The following is a 19964-nucleotide window of genomic DNA, read 5'->3' as shown; positions in this document are numbered from 1 at the left end:
GCACATTTCAAACATAAATATGATATAATACAATTACCTAAATAGGGAGGTCTTTTTGATGATCGATTTAAGCAAATATAGAAAAATCCATTGTATCGGAATCGGTGGAATAGGGCTTTCTGCTATAGCAGAGATTCTGCTGTCAAGAGGATACAGTGTATCGGGTTCAGATATGAAGGAATCCGACATTACAGATAGATTGAGACAAACTGGAGCAGTAATATATTTAGAGCACGTGGCAGAGAATGTTGAGGGTGCTGATTTAGTAGTTTATTCCGCAGCAATTGCAGAGGAAAACCCAGAGATGGTTAGAGCAAAGGAACTAGGAATTCCTACAGCATCAAGAGCCGAAATTCTGGGATTGCTTATGGATGAATATCCAAATAGCATAGCAATAAGTGGAACTCATGGTAAAACTACTACCACCTCAATGGTTTCTGTTATATTAGAGAAGAATAAGCTGGAACCTACAATCCTTGTCGGAGGATACCTTAGTGAGATTGACGGAAACTACAAGGTAGGCGATGGCTCTTTTTTTGTGACGGAGGCTTGTGAGTATAGAGACAGCTTTTTGAGTCTGAGGCCTTATATCGAGGTTATTCTAAATATAGATTCTGACCATCTAGATTACTTTAAGGATATTGAACATATCGTCAGATCATTTGATAGCTTTACCAAGAATATCAAGCCAGGCGGAAACATCATAGCCTACGATGCAAATCCTTTTATAAACAGAATAATCAAGGATATAGAAGGTGCTATAACATACGGATATAATCCAAGCTGTACATATGCTATTTCAGATGTTAAGTTTGACACAAACGGAATGCCATCTTTTAACATCAGCTATAGAGGCAAGCCGCAAGGGACTATGGAACTTAGTGTTCCAGGAGAACATAATATCCTAAATGCTACAGCTGCATTTGCATGTTGTCATCAGCTAGGAGTTGCATCTGTGGATATTATCAGAGAGCTCAAGCTTTACACAGGAACTAAGAGACGCTTTGATATAATCGGAAAAGCCAAGGACAATATTACAGTAGTAGATGATTATGCACATCATCCAACTGAGATTAAGGCAACTCTATCAGCTGCTCAGAATTTGATGCACAATAGAATTTGGTGTCTATTCCAACCGCATACATATACGCGTACACTAGCACTATTTGATGATTTTATAGATTCATTCAAGGGTGCGGATATACTCGTTTTGACTGACATATATGCTGCTAGAGAAAAAGATATATATAACATATCTTCAGATAAGCTCGCAGAGAGAATCAAACTAGCACATCCAGAGATTGAGGTGGCTTATATTAAGGACTTTGATGAGATCGCATCCAAGGTTCTTGCAGAGGCTGAGTGCGATGACCTAGTCATCACTATGGGTGCTGGAGACATATACAAGGTTGGACAGATTATTTTAGAAAAAGGACAGGCTTGATATGAATATGAATGAGTATAAGCAGAGAAAAGATAAATGGCGCAAGATAGCCGAAAAGCATATTGAGGCAGGTGTAGATATATTTGATATCGATAATGTCTACATAGAGGAGGATGTCAGAATTGGCGAAGGTACTGTGATTGGACCATGTGTAAGACTTGAGGGAAGCACAGTTATTGGTAAGAACTGCAAGATAGAGCAGAATAGCAGAATTGCAAATGCCATAATCGGAGATGATGTAAGCATAGATAATTCAGTTATCCTAGATAGCTCAGTAGGAAGCAATACTAGTATAGGTCCGTTTGCATATATCAGACCAGGCAGCACTATAGGTGAGGCATGTAAGGTCGGAGACTTCGTAGAGGTCAAGAATGCAAGCATGGGTAATGGTAGCAAGTCTGCTCATCTCACATACATAGGTGATGCAGATATCGGTGAGAATGTAAACCTGGGTTGCGGTGTAGTATTTGTTAACTACGATGGTAAGAATAAGCATAGGTCTACAGTTGGGGATGGATGCTTTATAGGATGTAATGTAAATCTAGTTTCGCCAGTGGATGTAGGAGATGGAGCTTACATTGCTGCAGGAAGTACAGTGACCAAGGACATACCAAAGGATGCACTAAGTGTCGGCAGAGCTCGTCAGAAAAACATAGAGAATTGGGCGACCCAAAGAGGATTATACAGAAAGTAATTCATATAGATAGATCAAAGTAAAACATAGAAAGAATAGGAGAATACCAATGAGAAACGGCGCATTTTTAGATTTTAAGATTTTCACTTGTAACTCACACAACGAGCTTGCTGAAGAGATAGCTTCACTGATGGGTAAGCCACTAGGAAAAGCAGATGTTAAAAAATTCAGCGATGGTGAAATCTCAGTAAATATCGGAGAGACAGTAAGAGGTGTTGACGTCTATATCGTACAGTCAACATGTGCGCCAGTTAATGATAATCTGATGGAACTTCTAATAATGATAGATGCTATGAAGCGTGCTTCAGCTGGTAGAATTAATGCAGTTATTCCATACTATGGATATGCAAGACAGGATAGAAAGGCTAAGGCAAGAGATCCAATCACAGCAAAGCTAGTTGCTGATTTAATCGTGGCTGCAGGAGCTGACAGAGTGCTCACAATGGATCTTCATGCAAACCAGATTCAGGGATACTTCAATATACCAGTAGATCATCTCCTTGGACTGCCTATTCTTGCAAAGTACTTTGGAGATAAGAATTTGGAAGATGTGTGCGTTGTTTCTCCAGATCACGGAAGTGTTACAAGAGCGAGAAATCTCGCTGAATATTTGAACTGTCCAATCGCTATCATTGATAAGAGAAGACCTAGCCCAAATAAGAGTGAAATAATGAACATTGTCGGAGATATAAAGGATAAGAACTGTATCATTATCGATGATATGATAGATACAGCTGGAACACTGACAAACGCAGCTAATGCAATCAAGAACATGGGAGCTAAATCCGTTTATGCATGTGCAACTCACCCAGTATTGTCAGGACCAGCGATAGAAAGACTAAAGGAATCTGCAATAACAGAGCTTGTACTTCTAAATACAATTCCTATGCCAAAGGAGAAGCGCCTAGATAAGATGCGTTTCCTTTCAGTAGGAAATCTATTTGCAGAGGCTATGATGAGAGTTCATAATAACGGATCAATCAGTGAACTCTTTGATAAGGAAAGAAAATTAAAGTAAGAGGATAGAGGAAAGTATGTTTTTAATAGCAGGGCTTGGAAATCCCGGAAAGAAATATGAAAAGACAAGACATAATCTGGGATTTATGGTTATAGATGAGCTTGCAAGAAGAAACAGTGTTTCCGTAGATAAATCTAAGTTCAGAGCACTTATCGGTGAGTTTAATCTAGGTGGCGAGAAAGTAATTCTTATGAAGCCGCAAACCTATATGAATCTCAGTGGTGATGCACTTAAGGAGGCAGTCAATTTTTATAAAATTGATCTGAAGAATGTTTTAGTTATTTATGATGATTTGGATATTCCTATAGGTGCGCTTCGTATACGCACCTCAGGAAGTCCAGGTACACATAACGGGATGAAGTCTGTTGTTGCACAACTTGGTAGTCGTGATTTTCCTAGAGTTAGAATAGGAATAGGAAGCAATAAGGATGATAATCTTATTGATTTTGTCATTGGCAAACCAAGTAAATCTGAGGAAGGAGTCCTAGCGGATACGGTTTCTGAAGCGGCTCTTGCGGTAGAGTGCTACATAAAGGATGGAATTGATAAGGCGATGAATAGATTTAATTCAGGAAAAGTCGCTAAATAGAATAGGAGCTTATGCTGAATAGAAAAATTTGTTTAACAGGTGTATCAGACAGCCGTTCTGCAAAGGTAATTTCAGAGAGTATTGAAAAAGGGAAACAATGCTTGATTATCGTATCGGGTCATCGCAGAGCCGAAAAGCTTGCAATGGATTTCTCTTTTTTTAGTGAGCGAAAAGTTTATATCTTACCTGAGGATGGCCATATATTCCTAGACTACAGTGCACGAAATAGAGATCAGGACTTCGCAAGATTGAAGGTTATAAAGGCGCTTGCAACAGAGGATGAAGCTGTTGTAATTGCGCCTGTTTCTGCTGCAATTAAGAAGATGCCACCACATCGCTCTTATCAGAATTTAAACTTTAGCCTAAAGCTTGGTCAGGAAATAGAAGTAGATGAACTAAAAAGAAAGCTAGCAGAATTAGGCTACGAGAGAAATGACATTGTAGCAACTCAGGGACAGTTTTCTATCAGAGGTGGAATAGTTGATTTTTATCCGCCTGATGCTGATGAACCTGTAAGAATTGAATTCTTTGGGTCAGAAATTGATTCTATAAGAAGTTTTGATATAGAAACCCAAAGAAGCATTGATAATCTAAAAAATATAGATATCTACCCATCGAAGCAACTAACTCCAAGTGATGAGCTGATTGTAAAAGCAACTGAGACTGTGAAATCTCTATTTGATAAGCAAATTGCAAAGCTATCAAATGATGAAGAAAAAGAAGATGCGGCAAACTGTCTTACCGAAAAGAAGAATGAGCTAATTGAATATATATCTGAATTTGATAATGATAGCGTGCTAGAAAACTATGTACACTATTTCTATCCTGAGACAGAGTATATCTGGGATTACATGGGCGATGCTATGATTGTCTATGAAGATTTTCCACGCATAGAAGAGCACCTTGAACTTAGATCAGAAGAACTCCAAAATGATCTTTTTACAATGCTAGAAAGAGGTAAGGCAATACCTGAAGACAGTCAGCTTATCATGGGCATGGATGATCTCCAAAAGTCATTTGGAATAATGCCAGAAATTTTCATGTTTCCATTTGGACTTACGGGCAAAGTAAAAATAGATTTTGATGAGATAAGGAATATCGAGTGCAGGCAGATGACAAGCTATGCAGGGCATCTTGATGTACTCGAAAATGACCTTAAGCGTATAGCAGATGGGAAAAATAGAGTTGTTATTTCGGCATCATCTGACGAAAGACAACAGACGATAGATGACTTTGTTGCAAATATTGGACTGGCTGACAAAATTCAGGTTGTGCAGGGAAGCCTTAGCATGGGAATGGTATTCCCAGAAGAAAAGCTTTATATTATCAGTGATAAAGATATTTTTAACTCAACAAGGATAGGAAAGAAACGTCATAAAACAAATCGCAGTCAGAAGATGCAGTCCTTCTCGGATTTCAAAACAGGAGACTATGTTGTTCATGAAAACCATGGAATAGGAAAGTTCCTAGGAATTCAAGCGCTAGAAGTCCAGGGAGAACAAAAGGATTATCTAAAGATTAAGTATTCTGGTACAGATCTTCTTTATGTTCCTGTTGAGCAGATGGATATAGTCCAAAAATATATAGGATCAGAAGGAATTGCACCTAAAGTAAGCAAGCTTTCGGGAGATGAGTGGAAGGTCGCAAAGACAAGAGCAAAGCTTGCAATTGCTGAGATGACTGAGGAACTCATAAAGCTTTATGCTGACAGAAAGGCTAGCAAGGGTTATGCGTTCTCAAAGGATACTGTTTGGCAAAAGGAATTTGAAGCATATTTCAGCTACCAAGAGACGGATGATCAGCTCACATCCATAGAAGAGATAAAGAAGGATATGGAAAGCAATCTACCTATGGACAGGCTTCTTTGTGGAGATGTAGGATATGGAAAGACTGAAGTTGCAGCGCGAGCAATTTTTAAGTGTATTTCCGAAGGGAAACAGGCTGCTATGCTAGTTCCAACCACCATACTTGCAAATCAGCATTACAATTCTTTGAAGGATAGGTTTTCAAACTTTCCATTTAATATCGACATGCTTTCAAGATTTAGAACTGATAAGCAGCAAGAAAAAATAATTGATGGACTAAAGAAGGGAAGCGTCGACTTTGTTATAGGAACGCACAGGCTCTTATCTGATGATATCAAATATAAGGACCTAGGGCTTTTAGTTATAGATGAAGAGCAACGCTTTGGTGTAGCACATAAGGAAAAGTTAAAGCAGCTTAAGTCGAATATTGACGTTTTGACGCTTTCAGCAACACCGATACCAAGAACGCTAAATATGTCGCTTACCGGTATAAAGGACATGAGCCTAATAACAGAACCACCAAGCGATAGATATCCGGTACAGACTTATGTTCTAGAACAAGATGATATCGTAATGCGAGAGATAATAGCAAGAGAACTGGATAGAGACGGTCAGGTCTATATTGTATTTAACAGAGTTAAGGGTATAAACAGGCTCGCAGAAAAGGTACAGTCTCTTGTTCCAGATGCAAAAATAGTTGTTGGTCATGGACAGATGAATGAAAAAAGTCTAGAATCTGTTATGCAGACCTTTATTTCAGGGGAAGCAGACATTTTGGTTGCTACAACTATCATAGAATCAGGAATAGATATTCCAAATGCAAACACAATGATTGTTATAGATGCTGATAAATGTGGGCTTGCTCAGCTATACCAATTAAGAGGACGGGTAGGAAGAACAGATAAGATAGCATACGCATATCTAATGTACCAAAAAAACAAGGTTCTAACTGAAGTTGCCGAAAAACGTCTTAAGGCAATCAAAGAGTTTACAGAATTTGGTTCGGGCTTTAAAGTTGCTATGAGGGACCTTGAGATAAGAGGAGCCGGAAATGTTCTAGGTGCTGAACAAAGCGGTCACATGATGAATATAGGATATGAACTCTATTGCAAACTAGTGGATGATGCCGTGAGAAAGGCAAAGGGTGAAAGCGTCCCAGAACAGGTAGATGAGATTAATATTGAGCTAGATGTCGCAGCTAACATACCTAATTGGTACATAGATAACGAAACTCTTAAGCTACAGATGTACAAAAAGATTGCAACTGTATCTACTAGGGAAGATAGCGAAGAAATTATAGACGAGCTTCTCGATAGATTTGGAGATCTGCCAAAGGAAACACTCAACCTCATAGCCATATCAATGATAAGGGCGCTATCAGCTAATGTTGGTGTTTGCAACATACATGAGCAAGCAGGAAAGGTTGTTATTTACTTTGCTCAGGATAATGCACTCAAGGCATACGCACTTATGAAGGCAAGTGAAAAGTTCGGAAGTAAGATATTTTTCCATGGGGGAAACGAGCCATTTATCAGACTTTCTGTAGCTAGAAAAGAAAGGCTTGATTCCATTATTGATTTACTTGAAATAATAAGTGATAATAAGGATATAGATAATAGCGGATCAAAGACCGTTAGTTAATAAGAATATCATTTAGTAACAAGGAATATAGAGGAAATGATAGTATTTAAGAATATAGATATTTTAGATGAGAATTTTCAGCTCAAACAAAATGTATCTGTAAGAGTAGAAGGAAAGCTTATAAAGGAAATCTCAAGTGAGCCGATTGAGCAAAAAGAAGCTGATAGAGTTATTGATGGAAAAAATCGTGTTTTGATTCCTGGTTTTGTAAATGCTCATGCTCATTCGCCCATGTCACTCATGAGAGGATATGGAGAGAATATGAGTCTTCAGGACTGGCTCTTCAAAAGAATCTTTCCTTTTGAGGATAAACTAAACTCAGATGCTGTGTATTACGGAACTCTGCTTACTATGGCAGAGTCATTCAAATATGGAATAGTTTCGACTAGCGATATGTACTACTTTGTAGATGACATGGTCAGAGCAGCCCTGGAAAGTGGAGCAAAGGCAAATATTTCTAGATCAATAACAAATCCAGCAGGAGCACCTTTTGATAGCCTCGAATCCGTAAGGGAAGCTGTGGAAGTAGCATCAAAATATCACATGCTTGCAGATGGTAGAATAAGAATAGACCACAGTCTTCACGCTGAATATACATCAAATGAAGAAACGGCAACAAAACTTGCAGAAATTGCAAAGCAAGCAGGCCTTAATATGCATGTACACGTGTCAGAGACAAAGAGTGAGCACGAAGAATGTAAACTAAGACATGAAGGACGCACTCCGGTAAGATATCTCGCAGACTGCGGACTCTTTGACGTAAGAGCAACCGCTGCACACTGCGTTTGGATAGAAGGCGAAGATTTTGATATATTGAAAGAAAAAGGAGTTACTGTAGCGACAAACCCAGTAAGTAATCTAAAACTTGCAAGTGGAATATGTGACGTAACGAGCATTCTAAACCATGGAATAAATGTAGCGATTGGAACAGACAGTTCGGCAAGCAATAATAACCTCAATATGTTAGAAGAAATTAAGACCATGACGATTCTTGCAAAGGTTAAACAGAGTGATCCTACAGTTATATCACCATCTCAGGCACTTAAGATGGCAAGTCTTAATGGAGCAATTGCGCAGGGAAGGCAAGATTGCGGCTGCATAAAGGAAGGAAACCGTGCAGATCTAGTTATGATAAGAACGGATAGTCCTAATATGTTCCCAAGGCATAACATACTAAACAACCTTGTATTTTCAGCAACAGATAGCGATATAGCTATGACCATGGTAGATGGCAAGGTGGTATATGAAAATGGCGAGTTCAATACTATAGATATAGAGAAGACCGCTTTTGAAGTAGAAAAGAATGTGGCAAAAATAATGTCACAGCTGTAACAAATTGGAGTACTCATATGAATAGTAAAGTAATAAAGGGCGCTGCGATAATAGGTGTTGCAGGTGTAATAGTTAAGGTTCTAGGTGCCTTCTTCCGAATTCCACTGACAAACTGGCTCGGAGCAGATGGCATGGCATATTATGGTTATGCGTACACAATTTACGGAGCACTAGTAGTTCTTGCGACGGCAGGTCTTCCAGTAGCAATATCAAGGCTTGTTTCCGAAAACATTGCGGTAAAGCAGTACAGAAATGCACATAAGGTATTTCACATTTCGATGATAATGATGTTTTTGCTAGGAGCAGGACTGTTTTTAATATGCTTCCTTGGAGCAAAACCACTAACAACACTTTTGGGAAATGCGGATGCTGCACCTGCTGTTAGAGCTATAGCACCGGCACTTCTATTTGTTCCGCTACTCTCTGCTCTTAGAGGATATTTCCAAGGTCGACAAAACATGAATCCTACGGCAATATCAGAAATAACAGAGCAGCTTGTGAGAATTATAAGCGGACTATTGTTAGCATATATTCTACTACCTAAGGGACTTGTAAAAGCATCTGCTGGAGCAGCGTTTGGAGCAAGCATAGGATCATTAGCTGGACTACTTCTAGTTGCTTTGATATATCTTATTAATAAACCAGTAATTCAGTATAAAATCCAAAGATATGACCAATCTGTAGAAGAGACTAGAGCAATAGTTAAAAGCATAGTAGTTATAGCTATACCTATTATAATAGGTTCTGAAATCATGCCAATCATGAACATGGTTGATACTGGAGTTATCATGAGAAGGCTTCAGGCAACAGGTTTCGGTTTTGATGAATCAAAGCATCTTTACGGACTTATTAGCAGTTACTGCAGTACACTTATAGGTTTCCCGCAGATATTCACACAGGCTGTAGCCATAAGTTTAGTTCCAGCCATTGCAAGATATTTTACTCTTGAAGATAAAGAAGAAGTTCATAAGCATATATCACTCGGATATAGACTCACAATGCTATTAGCATTCCCGTGTGCAGTTGGTATCTTTGTTCTTGCAAAGCCAGTGCTACTCCTTCTCTATCCTGCTAAGCCTGCGGAGGTAGATGAAGCAAAAGTAACAATGATGATAATGGCTGTAGGAATAGTTGGACTTGCATTAAGCCAGACATCTACTGGAGTTCTTCAGGCTATAGGAAAGCAGATTGTTCCCGTAAAGCATATCGCGATAGGAATGGTTGTAAAAATAATCCTTACATATATATTAGTAGGCATAAATGTGCTAAATATAAATGGAGCAGCAATATCAACTATAGTTGCATATGTAATTTCGTTCACATTAAACAATATGGCTGTAAAGCGTTATAGCGGAACAAAAATTGACCATGTTCAGACATATGTAAAGCCATTCATAGCTTCGGCAGTTATGGGCATAGGAGTATTCCTAATGTACAAGCTCATGAGAATGGTAGTAGGAAATAGCATCTCAACGTTAGTAGCAATAATGATAGGCGTTTTAATCTACGGTGTGCTTATTATATTCTTAAAGGTTGTTACTCCAGATGAACTAGAAACATTACCTATGGGATCAAAGCTTAACAGATTAATTCGTAAGTTCATCAGATGGGAGTAGGTTATGAGCGGGGATAAATCATCAGTATATGAACCATTGTTTCATAGTGCCGAAAACGAAGCGAATGCTATTGAAAGACTTACTAATATAGTTCGTATTTTGAGGAAAGAATGCCCATGGGATAAAGTGCAAACTCACGAGAGTCTTAAACGATGCATGATTGAAGAAGCCTATGAATCAATAGAGGCAATAGATAATAATGACTTTATAAATCTGAGAGAGGAGCTTGGTGATGTACTTCTTCAAGTAGTATTTCACGCTGATTTAGCTCGCGAAGAGTCATATTTTGATCTAAAGGATGTAATAAATGATGAATGTGAGAAGATGATAAGGCGACATCCACACATTTTTTCAGAAGAAACGGCGAAAACAGTTGACAAAGTCGTTGAGAAATGGGAGAATGTAAAAAGTAAAGAGCACGGAAATACAACGCATACCCAACGGTTGAAAGATGTTCCAAAGGCACTTCCAGCTTTGCTAAGATCCGACAAGGTTCTCAAGCGAGCAGCTGATGCAAATGTCGAACAATCAGATTTTGATACTTCACTAAAGGATGCAGCTGATACGATAGACAAGATTCGTAATGCTGGTCCAGAAGTAGGGCAGAGTGAGTTATCCGATAGGATAGGCGATTTGCTACTATCGATAGTGAATGCTTCGAGGATTGCAGGAGTTAATTCAGAAGAATCGCTGAATTATGCAACTAAGAAGTTTATCAATAGGTTTGAATTGCAAGAACAGATGGCAAGTGTTAAGGATGCGGAATAAGAGTCTGTATTTCTAAAAACATCAGCTATCTAAAAGAGATTATTATAAGTCGTGCTTGGTATTGAAGGAGGATATACGATGAATAAGGCAGAACTAGTAGCTGCAGTAGCAGCAAAAACAAATTTCACTAAGAAGGATGCAGAAGTTGCTATCAATGCACTTCTACAGAGCGTACAGGAAGCTCTAGCAAAGGGTGAGAAAGTACAGCTAATCGGATTTGGTACATTTGAGACAAGAAACAGAAAAGCTAGAGAGGGCAGAAACCCAAGAAAGCCAGAAGAGACAATCAAGATTGCTGCTTCAAAGGCGCCTGTATTCAAGGCAGGTAAGGCTCTTAAGGATGCTGTAAACAAATAAGATTTATGAATGAAGGGCAGCTCGCATAAGTGAGCTGCTTTTTTCATACATCACAAGGGAGATATAATGAGGATAGATAAGTTTCTAAAGAACTCGCGTATAATAAAAAGGCGTTCGGTTGCTAAGGAAGCGTGCGACAGTCAAAGAGTCATGATAAATGGCAAGGTGGCGAAGGCCGGTTCAGAAGTTGCGGTAGGAGATAGAATAGATATTGAATTCGGCAATAATAGTATAAGTGTAATAGTAGACGCGCTTTTAGACTCAGCAAAGAAAGATGACGCAATAAATATGTATCACGCAATAAACTAAGCTTAAGATAATCAAAGCAATCGCATTTTATCTTTGTTAAAAATATATTTATATATTAGTATGAAAAAAACTCAAAAAAAGCGATTGACAAGGTATTTAAAGCTGTGGTAATATAATCAAGCTGTCGCGAAGAGCGGCAGAGAAAAACCATTTAGAAAAGTTAAAAAAAGAATGAAAAACTTCTTGACATAGCCTAGTAAAAATGGTAATATGATTAAGCTGTCAAATGCGACAGCAAGAACCTAGAAAACCTCATAGCATAGAAATAGTCAAATAAAATTTGACCATGTAACATGGTAAGAACTAATTATGGTTCTGCAATCTTAAATGATTGCATGTATCGAAAGATACAACGACAATTTCTCAAACAAAACAATGATTCTGAATAGAATATTGCAAACGCAATAGCGTTCTTAGAGAAATAGGATAGATATTCAAGCGAAAGCTTAATATACAAACTAATTGAGAGTTTGATCCTGGCTCAGGATGAACGCTGGCGGCGTGCCTAACACATGCAAGTCGAGCGAGAAATAAAGGAATGAAGCTTCGGTAGATTTTCTTTATGGAAAGCGGCGGACGGGTGAGTAACGCGTAGGCAACCTGCCCTGTACAGGGGGATAGCCACCCGAAAAGGTGATTAATACCCCATAACGCAAGAGATACACATGTATCACTTGTCAAAGATTTATCGGTATAGGATGGGCCTGCGTCTGATTAGCTAGTTGGTAGGGTAACGGCTTACCAAGGCAACGATCAGTAGCCGACCTGAGAGGGTGATCGGCCACATTGGAACTGAGACACGGTCCAAACTCCTACGGGAGGCAGCAGTGGGGAATATTGCACAATGGGCGCAAGCCTGATGCAGCAACGCCGCGTGAAGGATGAAGGCCTTCGGGTTGTAAACTTCTGTCCTAGGGGAAGAAACAAATGACATTACCCTTGGAGGAAGCCCCGGCTAACTACGTGCCAGCAGCCGCGGTAATACGTAGGGGGCGAGCGTTATCCGGAATTATTGGGCGTAAAGAGTGCGTAGGTGGCACCTTAAGCGCAGGGTTTAAGGCAATGGCTCAACCATTGTTCGCCTTGCGAACTGGGGTGCTTGAGTGCAGGAGGGGAAAGTGGAATTCCTAGTGTAGCGGTGAAATGCGTAGATATTAGGAGGAACACCAGTGGCGAAGGCGACTTTCTGGACTGTTACTGACACTGAGGCACGAAAGCGTGGGGAGCAAACAGGATTAGATACCCTGGTAGTCCACGCCGTAAACGATGAGCACTAGGTGTCGGGGTCGCAAGACTTCGGTGCCGCAGTTAACGCATTAAGTGCTCCGCCTGGGGAGTACGCACGCAAGTGTAAAACTCAAAGGAATTGACGGGGACCCGCACAAGCAGCGGAGCATGTGGTTTAATTCGAAGCAACGCGAAGAACCTTACCAGGACTTGACATCCTCTTGACAGATCCTTAATCGGATCCTTCTTCGGACAAGAGAGACAGGTGGTGCATGGTTGTCGTCAGCTCGTGTCGTGAGATGTTGGGTTAAGTCCCGCAACGAGCGCAACCCTTGCCATTAGTTGCCATCATTTAGTTGGGCACTCTAGTGGGACTGCCGGGGAAAACTCGGAGGAAGGTGGGGATGACGTCAAATCATCATGCCCCTTATGTTCTGGGCTACACACGTGCTACAATGGCCGGTACAACAGGCAGCGAACCCGTGAGGGGGAGCGAATCCCAAAAGCCGGTCCCAGTTCGGACTGTAGGCTGCAACTCGCCTACACGAAGTTGGAGTTGCTAGTAATCGCGGATCAGAATGCCGTGGTGAATGCGTTCCCGGGTCTTGTACACACCGCCCGTCACACCATGGAAGTTGGGGGTGCCCGAAGTCGGTTAGTTAATCTATCGCCTAAGGCAAAACCAATGACTGGGGTGAAGTCGTAACAAGGTAGCCGTATCGGAAGGTGCGGCTGGATCACCTCCTTTCTAAGGATAGACCATTTCATGCTATGAGAATTTTCTCTGGTATCATGGGCTTGTAGCTCAGGTGGTTAGAGCGCACGCCTGATAAGCGTGAGGTCGGAGGTTCGAGTCCTCCCAAGCCCACCATGAACCTTGAAAACTAAATAACGTGTATCACAAAAAACGAAAAGATTTGTAAACAACAAATCACAACGAAACGAAATCGAGAAATTTTTGCTAGAAACGTAAGTTTCTAAGATAATCGAAAGAGAGTCTAACGAATAGCAAGGGTAAACGATTTCAACCGAGAAACCAGAAAAGAGCAATTTACTGAAGTTAATTAATAATGGTAAAAGCTACACACTTGATGGTCAAGTGAATAAGAGCATAAGGCGGATGCCTTGGCACTGGGAGCCGACGAAGGACGTGACAAGCTGCGATAAGCTACGGGGAGGAGCACATATCCGTCAATCCGTAGATTTCCGAATGGGGGAACCCACCTATAGTAATGTGTAGGTATTTTCGTATGAATCTATAGTACGAATAAAGGCAACCCGGGGAACTGAAACATCTAAGTACCCGGAGGAAGAGAAAGAAAAATCGATTTCCTAAGTAGCGGCGAGCGAAAGGGAAAGAGGCCAAACCGTTAGTTTACTAACGGGGTTGTGGATCACAGCCGTGGTAGATACAAGTTTAGCAGAAGACAACTGGAAAGTTTGCGACATAGAGGGTAATATCCCCGTATGCGAAAAATGAGTATCACCTATGTGACACCAGAGTAGGACCGAACACGTGGAATTCGGTTTGAAGCCGGGGGGCCCACCCCCCAAGCCTAAATACTACCCAGTGACCGATAGTGAATAGTACCGTGAGGGAAAGGTGAAAAGGACCCCGGGAGGGGAGTGAAATAGAACCTGAAACCTTATGCTTACAAGCAGAGGGAGCGCAAGTGACCTCGTACTTTTTGTAGAACGGGCCAACGAGTTATGGTATGCAGCGAGGTTAAGGTGCTGGAGCACTGGAGCCGTAGAGAAATCGAGTCTGAAAGGGCGAAAGTTGCATGCTGTAGACCCGAAACCGGGTGATCTATCCATGTCCAGGTTGAAGTAACTGTAATAGGTTATGGAGGACCGAACTTATATCTGTTGAAAAAGGTTAGGATGAGGTGTGGATAGGGGTGAAATTCCAATCGAACTCGGATATAGCTGGTTCTCCTCGAAATAGCTTTAGGGCTAGCCTCGTAGTAAGATACCTGGGGGTAGAGCACTGAATGTTCTAGGGGCCTTCACCGGTTACCGAAAACTATCAAACTCCGAATACCAGAGTATCATCTACGGGAGTCAGACTATGTGAGATAAGTTTCATAGTCGAAAGGGAAACAGCCCAGACCGTCAGCTAAGGTCCCAAAATATAGGTTAAGTGGAAAAGGATGTGGGGTTGCACAGACAGCTAGGATGTTGGCTTAGAAGCAGCCATTCATTCAAAGAGTGCGTAATAGCTCACTAGTCGAGTGACCCTGCGCCGAAGATAAACGGGGCTAAAACCTATTACCGAAGCTACGGATACTTAATGTATGGTAGAGGAGCGTCGTATACGGGTTGAAGCAGTACTGTAAGGTATTGTGGACTTTATACGAGAGAGAATGTTGGCATGAGTAGCGCGAGGCAGGTGAGAATCCTGCCCACCGAAAATCTAAGGTTTCCTGAGGAAGGTTCGTCCACTCAGGGTTAGTCGGGGCCTAAGCCGAGGGCGAAAGCCATAGGCGATGGACAACAGGTAGAAATTCCTGTACCACCGAAGGTTGTTTGAATGATGTGGGGACACAGGAGGATAAGCTGAGCACGCCGTTGGTAGAGCGTGTCCAAGCGTCAAGGGAGTATGAATAGGCAAATCCGTTCATATATATTCTGAGGCGTGATGGGGTGGTCAATAGACCGGAAGCAGCTGATTTCACACTGTCAAGAAAAGCCGCTAATTAGACCTAAGGTGCCCGTACCGCAAACCGACACAGGTAGATGAGGAGAGAATCCTAAGGTGAGCGAGAGAACTATTGTTAAGGAACTCGGCAAAATAACCCCGTAACTTCGGGAGAAGGGGTGCCTGCTTCGGCAGGCCGCAGTGAAAAGGCCCAGGCAACTGTTTACCAAAAACACAGGTCTCTGCAAAAGCGAAAGCTGAAGTATAGGGGCTGACGCCTGCCCGGTGCTGGAAGGTTAAGGGGACGTGTCATCGCAAGAGAAGCACTGAACTTAAGCCCCAGTAAACGGCGGCCGTAACTATAACGGTCCTAAGGTAGCGAAATTCCTTGTCGGGTAAGTTCCGACCCGCACGAAAGGCGTAATGATCTGGGCACTGTCTCAACAATAGACTCGGTGAAATTGTAGTACCGGTAAAGATGCCGGTTACCCGCAGCAGGACGGAAAGACCCCGTGGAGCTTTACTGTAGCTTGATATTGAGTTTCGGCGTTGCATGTACAGGATAGGTGGGAGACTATGAAGCAAGTACGCCAGTATTTGCGGAGTCATCGTTGGGATACCACCCTTGTAACGCTGGAATTCTAACCATGTACCGTGAACCGGTGCTGAGACAGTGTCAGGTGGGCAGTTTGACTGGGGCGGTCGCCTCCTAAAGAGTAACGGAGGCGCCCAAAGGTTCCCTCAGCGCGGTCGGAAATCGCGCGTAGAGTGCAAAGGCAGAAGGGAGCTTGACTGCGAGACATACAAGTCGGGCAGGGACGAAAGTCGGGCTTAGTGATCCGGTGGTTCCGAGTGGAAGGGCCATCGCTCAACGGATAAAAGCTACCCCGGGGATAACAGGCTGATACCCCCCAAGAGTTCACATCGACGGGGGTGTTTGGCACCTCGATGTCGGCTCGTCTCATCCTGGGGCTGGAGTAGGTCCCAAGGGTTGGGCTGTTCGCCCATTAAAGAGGTACGCGAGCTGGGTTCAGAACGTCGTGAGACAGTTCGGTCCCTATCCGCTGTGGGCGTTGGAAATTTGAGTGGAGCTGTCCTTAGTACGAGAGGACCGGGATGGACATACCTCTGGTGCACCAGTTGTTCTGCCAAGGGCATAGCTGGGTAGCCACGTATGGACGGGATAAGCGCTGAAAGCATCTAAGTGCGAAGCCCCCCACAAGAATAGATTTCCTCCTTTAAGGTAAGACCCGTGGAAGACTACCACGTGATAGGTCAGAGGTGTAAGTGCAGTAATGTATTAAGCTGACTGATACTAATAGGTCGAGCACTTGACCAGTGGTTTCAAAGGAAAAGAAATGCTAGTGAGAAGCGTTATTTAGTAAGGTTTAATCCGGTGATTATAGCGAAGAGGTCACACCTGTTCCCATCTCGAACACAGTAGTTAAGCTCTTCAGCGCCGACAATACCTGGTGGGCGACTGCCCGGGAAGATAGGACATTGCCGGTTGACTGTGGCAGACTGTTAATGCAGTCTGCCTGTCTTTATGGCTCCATGGTCAAGCGGTCAAGACACCGCCCTTTCACGGCGGTAACACGAGTTCGATTCTCGTTGGAGTCACCATTATATGCGCGATTGGCGGAATTGGCAGACGCACTAGATTTAGGTTCTAGCGGGAGACCGTAGGGGTTCAAGTCCCTTATCGCGCACCACTAAAGGCTACGTATGTAGCCTTTTTTTATTACTGTTACTAATGTTATTATCTGAAATTTGTTAAATTTTTAATGTATACAAAATATCTTGAATATTGTTATTGAATATATGGGATTTAAATAGTATAATCACCTTAGAAGTGTTAGAAAATTTGCTTAAGTTAAAATTGCAATTATTTACGTTTTTAGTTATGGAGGTACAGTATGATTGACAGAATTGATGCACTTAATACTTTCGTCAATAACATTGTCTGGGGTGTTCCAGCTATTATTTGTGTACTAGGCGTAGGTATATTCCTTTCTTTCAGAACACAGCTTATTCAGTTTAGAAAACTAGGATATGCGCTCAAGATTGCCCTTGGAAAGTTATTTACAAAATCAGAATCCGCAGAAGGCGCAACAACTCCATTCCAGTCTCTAACCACTGCTCTTGCAGCTACTGTAGGAACAGGTAATATCGCCGGTGTTGCTGGTGCTATTGCAATCGGTGGACCTGGTGCAGTATTTTGGATGTGGATTGCAGCTATTTTAGGAATGTGTACTAAATTTGCCGAAGTAACTTTGGCAGTTAACTTCAGAGAAAGAAATGCGCATGGCGACTGGGTTGGTGGACCAATGTATTATATTAAGAATGGTCTATCAAAGAAATGGCTCTGGCTAAGCTATGCATATGCCTGTCTAGGTGTTCTAACTGTATTTGGTACAGGTAATGCTACACAGGTTAATACAATAACTACAGCAATTGACACAGCACTTCTAAACTTCAATGTTGTCTCAATAGGATCAATTAAGACTGTTAATCTAATTATAGGAATTATAATTACAATTCTTATTTTGATAATCTTACTTGGTGGTATCAAGAGAATTGGTGCGGTAACAGAGAAACTAGTTCCTTTTATGGCAGGTATCTATATTATACTAGGATTAGGCGTTGTTCTTATCAACATTAAGACTATTCCACACGTATTCCAGATGATATTTGAAGGAGCTTTCAGCCCATCAGCTGCAACAGGTGGTGTAGTAGGATCAATGTTCCTCTGCATGAAGAAGGGTGTTTCAAGAGGTATATTCTCAAATGAAGCTGGTCTTGGTACAGGGTCAATTTCACACGCATCAGCTGATACTGATGAACCTGTAAGACAGGGTCTATATGGTGTTTTCGAAGTATTCATTGACACTATTGTTATCTGCACACTTACTGCTCTTGTTATTCTTTGTGGAGTTGAGAGTATTAACTTTGGACAGAACGCAGGTGCTGATCTAACAATCGCTGGATTTATTAACACATACGGTGGTTGGGTATCAATTTTCACAGCAGTAGCTCTTGTATGCTTTGCATTCTCAACTGTACTTGGCTGGGGACTATATGGTTCAAGATGTATAGAATATCTATTTGGAAGCCATGTTCTAAAGCCTTTCACAGTAGTGTATGCGCTAGTAGCTATTCTAGGTGCGACACTTGATTTAGGTCTAATATGGGGCGTTGCTGATACATTCAACGGACTCATGCTAATTCCTAACTTGATTGGTGTATTCCTACTAAGCGGTACATTTGTAAAGCTCGTAAAGGATTATTTCAACAGATACCCTAAATACGACAAGGATAAGATGTAGGTTCAGATATATTACTCTCGTTGTAAAAATCCCCCTTATAGGGGGATTTTTATTTGATAAATATTTGTTATAGTGCTATACTTACGATATGATGTTAGTTAAAACTAACATAAGTGGAGGTAAAATGCATAACAATATAGAAATACTTAAGATGCGCATTTTAACGTGTTTTATTAAAATGTCTAAGTCTAATTGTAATGTTACAGGCTTAGCTAAATCATTATCTGAAGAAAAATATGCAGTAAGCAGGGCTATGAAATCACTTGAAAGTAGTGGACTTTTAGATAGAAGTGATAATAGGTGTCCAGTTTTGACGGAGAGAGGACAAAAGCTTGCATATGAATATGCAGAGAAGATTGATGTCGTAGCAAATCATCTGCTGGGGGAAGGCGTGAATCCTGTTGCAGCAAAGCAGGATGCTTTTTTATTGTCTATGTATTGCACAAATGAGACGCTTTCTGTAATTAAAGAGATTGAAGATAAGATGAGGATTAAGCAGGTAACTGATTCTTACTCTAATTTTACTGGGAAAAAGCTTTGTCATAAACTTGGAGATGGTACATTTGAGCTTCAATTTGTGATGTATAAAAACTCGGTGAAGAATAACACGAATATATCTATGGCTAATGAGGGTTTTCACCATCCTTGTACACTCACTGTTGAAAATGGTGAGGGACTTATAAGTTTAAAGGCTAAGAATATCAGTAGAAAATCAAGGCTCACTGGCAAGAAAATGAACGGTAAGGTGAGTGTGTTTAGGTATTTTGATGGAACTAGCTTTGTTGAAGCTGAAAGACAAGGCAATATAGTTACTTTTCCTATTGAAGCAATGGACTTTATATCTATGGGTGAGAGCAGGGACAGAATACTTCACGGAAGTCTTCCAGTAAGACTTGGTTGCAGTGTGGGATGCATGCATATGCCTGAGAGTCCAGCGATTTTTACACTTATAGTATAGTTTTATCAAATTTTTGTAGCAGTATTGCAACATATTTATTTGTTGGGAAAAGCATACTTTGATGGATTGCTCAAGTATATTTTGTAGCAAGCGTGCAACAAAATAAGACTTTATTTTGTTAAATTAGAGAGATAGAATTAAATTGTAAGGGGAAAGGAGCGTTTTAGCTCTTTATTTTAATCTATAATGTTAGTCTAAACTAATGCAAGTTAGCTACAAATAAATGAGGAGGAGCTTAT

The 19964-nt window shown here is 41.2% G+C and carries 11 protein-coding genes, 3 tRNA genes, 3 rRNA genes and 1 pseudogene; all 18 read left to right on the top strand.

The window, feature by feature from the left end; all coding sequences use genetic code 11:
- Positions 1 to 58: 58 nt before the first annotated feature.
- The 18 genes and pseudogenes from ADJ67_05355 to ADJ67_05270 all read left to right on the top strand — a co-directional run bounded on the left by ADJ67_05355 (position 59) and on the right by ADJ67_05270 (position 19725).
- Positions 59 to 1444, top strand: a complete 1386-nt coding sequence (locus ADJ67_05355; GenBank protein AKT47119.1) for a UDP-N-acetylmuramate--alanine ligase — start codon at positions 59 to 61, stop codon at positions 1442 to 1444.
- Positions 1445 to 1487: 43 nt separating this feature from the next.
- Positions 1488 to 2138: pseudogene (locus ADJ67_05350) on the top strand (hypothetical protein).
- Positions 2139 to 2187: 49 nt separating this feature from the next.
- Positions 2188 to 3156, top strand: coding sequence for a ribose-phosphate pyrophosphokinase (locus tag ADJ67_05345; protein ID AKT47118.1), 969 nt, complete (start codon positions 2188 to 2190; stop codon positions 3154 to 3156).
- Positions 3157 to 3172: 16 nt separating this feature from the next.
- Positions 3173 to 3745 (top strand): peptidyl-tRNA hydrolase, encoded by a 573-nt coding sequence (locus ADJ67_05340; protein AKT47117.1) that lies wholly within the window; start codon positions 3173 to 3175, stop codon positions 3743 to 3745.
- 11 nt (positions 3746 to 3756) lie between these two features.
- Positions 3757 to 7191: a hypothetical protein gene (locus tag ADJ67_05335; GenBank protein AKT47116.1), complete on the top strand. Its 3435-nt coding sequence runs from the start codon at positions 3757 to 3759 to the stop codon at positions 7189 to 7191.
- Between the two features lie 39 nt (positions 7192 to 7230).
- Positions 7231 to 8523, top strand: coding sequence for a hypothetical protein (locus ADJ67_05330; GenBank protein AKT47688.1), 1293 nt, complete (start codon positions 7231 to 7233; stop codon positions 8521 to 8523).
- Positions 8524 to 8540: 17 nt separating this feature from the next.
- Positions 8541 to 10139 carry a hypothetical protein gene (locus tag ADJ67_05325; protein AKT47115.1) on the top strand — a complete coding sequence of 533 codons (1599 nt, stop codon included), beginning with the start codon at positions 8541 to 8543 and terminating at the stop codon, positions 10137 to 10139.
- A 36-nt stretch (positions 10140 to 10175) separates the two neighbouring features.
- The gene (locus tag ADJ67_05320) at positions 10176 to 10907 is read left to right on the top strand and encodes a hypothetical protein (GenBank protein ID AKT47687.1); all 732 of its coding nucleotides are present in this window, start codon (positions 10176 to 10178) and stop codon (positions 10905 to 10907) included.
- Positions 10908 to 10985: 78 nt separating this feature from the next.
- Entirely contained in the window at positions 10986 to 11264 is a 279-nt protein-coding gene (locus ADJ67_05315) for a DNA-binding protein (GenBank protein AKT47114.1), read from the top strand.
- A gap of 66 nt (positions 11265 to 11330) precedes the next feature.
- Entirely contained in the window at positions 11331 to 11573 is a 243-nt protein-coding gene (locus ADJ67_05310) for an RNA-binding protein S4 (GenBank protein ID AKT47113.1), read from the top strand.
- Positions 11574 to 12032: 459 nt separating this feature from the next.
- Positions 12033 to 13551 (top strand): 16S ribosomal RNA (locus tag ADJ67_05305).
- A gap of 43 nt (positions 13552 to 13594) precedes the next feature.
- Positions 13595 to 13671: transfer RNA gene (locus ADJ67_05300), tRNA-Ile, on the top strand.
- A 220-nt stretch (positions 13672 to 13891) separates the two neighbouring features.
- Positions 13892 to 16780, top strand: a 23S ribosomal RNA gene (locus tag ADJ67_05295).
- A gap of 53 nt (positions 16781 to 16833) precedes the next feature.
- Positions 16834 to 16950: ribosomal RNA gene (locus ADJ67_05290) — 5S ribosomal RNA — on the top strand.
- Together the 16S, 23S and 5S rRNA genes with 3 tRNA genes alongside form the textbook arrangement of a ribosomal RNA operon.
- Before the next feature lie 39 nt (positions 16951 to 16989).
- Positions 16990 to 17064 (top strand) — tRNA-Glu (locus tag ADJ67_05285).
- Positions 17065 to 17070: 6 nt separating this feature from the next.
- Positions 17071 to 17153, top strand: a tRNA-Leu gene (locus tag ADJ67_05280).
- A 204-nt stretch (positions 17154 to 17357) separates the two neighbouring features.
- Complete coding sequence (locus ADJ67_05275) at positions 17358 to 18767, top strand: ACGS family amino acid carrier protein (protein ID AKT47112.1); 1410 nt, start codon at positions 17358 to 17360, stop codon at positions 18765 to 18767.
- A 124-nt stretch (positions 18768 to 18891) separates the two neighbouring features.
- Positions 18892 to 19725 (top strand): hypothetical protein, encoded by an 834-nt coding sequence (locus tag ADJ67_05270; protein ID AKT47111.1) that lies wholly within the window; start codon positions 18892 to 18894, stop codon positions 19723 to 19725.
- The last annotated feature ends 239 nt before the right edge of the window (positions 19726 to 19964 follow it).

Origin of the sequence: Eubacterium sulci ATCC 35585, assembly GCA_001189495.1 — a bacterium.
Taxonomy (GTDB): Bacteria; Bacillota; Clostridia; order Peptostreptococcales; family Anaerovoracaceae; genus Eubacterium_B; species Eubacterium_B sulci.
The sequence above is the reverse complement of the archived record's forward strand: the minus strand, read 5'-3'. Positions and strand labels throughout refer to the sequence as shown.